The sequence below is a fragment of the Streptomyces sp. B93 genome, assembly GCF_018070565.1.
Classification (GTDB): domain Bacteria; phylum Actinomycetota; class Actinomycetes; order Streptomycetales; family Streptomycetaceae; genus Streptomyces.
The window spans coordinates 1-3,017 of record NZ_JAGPXL010000103.1; the positions used below are offsets into that span (position 1 = coordinate 1).

3 protein-coding genes are annotated in these 3,017 nt (G+C 71.0%); 2 read left to right on the top strand and 1 reads right to left on the bottom strand.

What is annotated here, in order from left to right:
- On the top strand, positions 1-479 hold a 479-nt coding region (locus KBY47_RS36050), incomplete at its 5' end, for a discoidin domain-containing protein (RefSeq protein WP_210928848.1).
- A 77-nt stretch (positions 480-556) separates the two neighbouring features.
- Here the strand turns inward: KBY47_RS36050 and KBY47_RS36055 are convergent.
- Positions 557-1,093 (bottom strand): HNH endonuclease, encoded by a 537-nt coding sequence (locus tag KBY47_RS36055; protein WP_053763139.1) that lies wholly within the window; start codon positions 1,091-1,093, stop codon positions 557-559.
- Positions 1,094-1,408: 315 nt separating this feature from the next.
- Between KBY47_RS36055 and KBY47_RS36060 the strand changes: the two genes are divergently transcribed.
- Positions 1,409-2,503, top strand: coding sequence for a mechanosensitive ion channel family protein (locus KBY47_RS36060; protein WP_308405423.1), 1,095 nt, complete (start codon positions 1,409-1,411; stop codon positions 2,501-2,503).
- Positions 2,504-3,017: the final 514 nt, after the last annotated feature.

Here is a 3,017-nt window from a genome sequence, read left to right on the forward strand (position 1 = left end):
CCACCCCCACCGCACGCCCCACCACCCAAACCCTCACAATCCACGCCTTCCCACCCACCCAGGGCCCCGACCTGGCCCGCACCGGCACCGCCACCTCCTCCGCGGACGAGACCCCCGACTTCCCGGCCCGCGCGGCGAACGACGGCGACCCGGCCACCCGCTGGTCGTCACCGGCGGAGGACAACGCCTGGTGGCAGGTACGCCTGGCCCGACCGGCCCACCTGGGCCGAATGGTCCTCCACTGGCAGGAGGCACACCCCTCCTCCTACCGCGTCCAGGTCTCCTCGGACGGCCACCACTGGCGCACAGCCGCCACGGTCACCAAGGGCCGCGAAGGCCGCCAGGAACTCCGCATGGACGAGCGGAAGGTCCGGTACGCGCGCGTGCAGGGCGAAAAGCGCGCAACCCGCTACGGCTACTCCCTCTGGTCGGTGGAGGCGTACGAGGTGGCACCGACGAACACAGGAGAACCGCAGTAGGCATGGGAAGGGACCGGGACAACGGCAATCACCCGGCCGCCCTCCCCCCACATGGGCGTATGCGAAAGCCCGAATCCTCAGGCGGAAATGCCGTCGATCCGGGCCAGAGCGTCGTCCGCGCCGTACGGCTGGAGGTAGGGCAGCCAGCGCGGGTCCCTATGGCCGGTCCCGATGATGCGCCAGGCCAGGCCGGTGGGCGGGGCGGGTTTGTGGCGCAGCCGCCAGCCGATCTCGCCGAGGTGCCGGTCGGCCTTGACGTGGTTGCAGCGGCGGCAGGAGGCCACCACGTTGTCCCAGACGTGCTTGCCCCCGCGCGAGCGCGGGATGACGTGGTCGACGCTGGTTGCGACGCCACCGCAGTACATGCACCGGCCCCCGTCACGCGCGAAGAGCGCCCGCCGGGTGAGAGGAACGGGCCCCCGATAGGGAACCCGCACGAATCGCTTGAGCCGGACCACGCTGGGTGCGGGGACTGTGACGGTCGCGCTGTGCAGATAGGCGCCGGACTCCTCGAGGCATACGGCCTTGTTCTCGAGGACGAGGACGAGCGCGCGGCGGAGCGGTACGACGCCGAGCGGCTCGTACGACGCGTTGAGGACCAGGACATGCGGCACGGATGCCTCCTTGTACGCCGGCGGCGCGTGGCTCGCGCCGGGACGATCTGACGTCAGTCTCCCCTCATGCCTGGTCGAAGCGCCACCATGTCCCGGTAACGGGCTGGGAGTGTTTTCGACCACATCCGGATTCATCCCCCCGAAGGAGAACGGTTCATCCCACCTGTACATCCCCGGTAGGGCACGTCCTCTCCCTCGAACATCCCGACGATCCGCACACGACACCCCGCTAATGTGGTGGGCCTGCCCGCCGGTGACCTTTTCGTGACCATGACCGCCCCACCGGTGGACGGACATGCACCTGGAGGTACTGCCGTGTCGTCGCCCTTCTCCGGCCTACTGTCGGACGCCAGCCCGTCACCGTCCCCCTCGGAGACGACGACCCCGGCGGTCCCCTCGATCCAGGACGCCCAGGAGAGCGCCACGAACGCGGCGAGCTGGGTCGAGGAGAACTGGGCGACCTGGCTGGCGATCGGTCTGCGCGTCCTGCTGATCCTCCTCATAGCCGCGGTCCTGCGGGTCGTGGTCCGGCGCGCCATCACCAAGCTCATCGACCGCATGAGCCGCACCGCCGAAGCGGTCGACGGCACCGCGATAGGCGGCCTGCTGGTCAACGTGGAACGCCGCCGCCAGCGCTCCCAGGCGATCGGCTCGGTCCTGCGCTCGGTGGCGAGTTTCCTGATCATGGGCACCGCGGCCCTGATGATCCTCTCCACCTTCCAGATCAACCTGGCCCCGCTCCTCGCCTCCGCGGGTGTCGCGGGCGTGGCCATCGGCTTCGGCGCGCGCAACCTCGTCACCGACTTCCTCTCCGGCGTGTTCATGATCCTCGAGGACCAGTACGGCGTCGGCGACTCGATCGACGTGGGCGTGGCCTCCGGCGAGGTCATCGAGGTCGGCCTGCGCGTGACCAAGCTGCGCGGCGACAACGGCGCCATCTGGTACGTCCGCAACGGCGAGGTCAAGCGCGTCGGCAACCTGTCCCAGGGGTGGGCCACGGCGGGCGTCGACGTCACCGTCCGCCCGACGGAGGACCTCGACCACCTGAAGGCGGTGCTCGCCGAGGTCGGCGCCGTCATCAGCAAGGAGGAGCCCTGGAACGAGATGCTGTGGGGGCCCGTCGAGGTGCTCGGCCTGGACAGCGTCCTCCTCGACTCCATGGTCGTACGGGTCTCCGCCAAGACGATGCCGGGCAAGTCCCTGACCGTCGAACGCGAGCTGCGCTGGCGCATCAAGCGGGCCTTCGACCAGGAGGGCATCCGCATCGTCGGCGGCCTCCCCGCGCAACAGGACGACGAGCCCACCGCCGACCCCACGGCAGCCATGGCGGCGCCCTCGGCCTACGCCAGCACGATCTCCCCCCAGTCGGTGGCCGCGTCCCCGCTGACGCCCCCGACCACGACGAAGTAGGGCCGGGGGCGCACCCCGGCGCTCGCGGGGGTGCCGCTGCTGGGCCAGCGGGCGACGGCCCGCAGCCGCCGTACGACGGAAGGGGACGTGTCGGGGGGTGTCCGCCCGCAGTGGTTCGCGCGGAAAACCCCGTTGGCGATCCAGTTGGCAGATCGCGCGGTTCCGAGGACGGACACCCCCCGGCGCGGCCCCGGCCCACCACCGGCAGACAAGCGCCACGCAATCCACCCACCGAACCCGCACAGGCCGCCGCAGGCATCCCGCCCCCGGGAACCGAACCGATTCCACCGGCGTATTGATGGGCAGGGGTGGTGCGAGCGCCCCGCCGCGATCCGATCAAGATCCAGTCAAGCCCGGTGCGATTGTCAGCCCCGGCAGCGATACTTGCGGCGACGGATGACCATGGGGGAGGTCAAGAGTGACACACACGCCGACGAGCAGCGCACCACCGACCCAGTCACCCCCCGCCCTCCCCCCCCCCCCCCCCCCCCCCCCCCCCCCCCCCCCCCCCCCC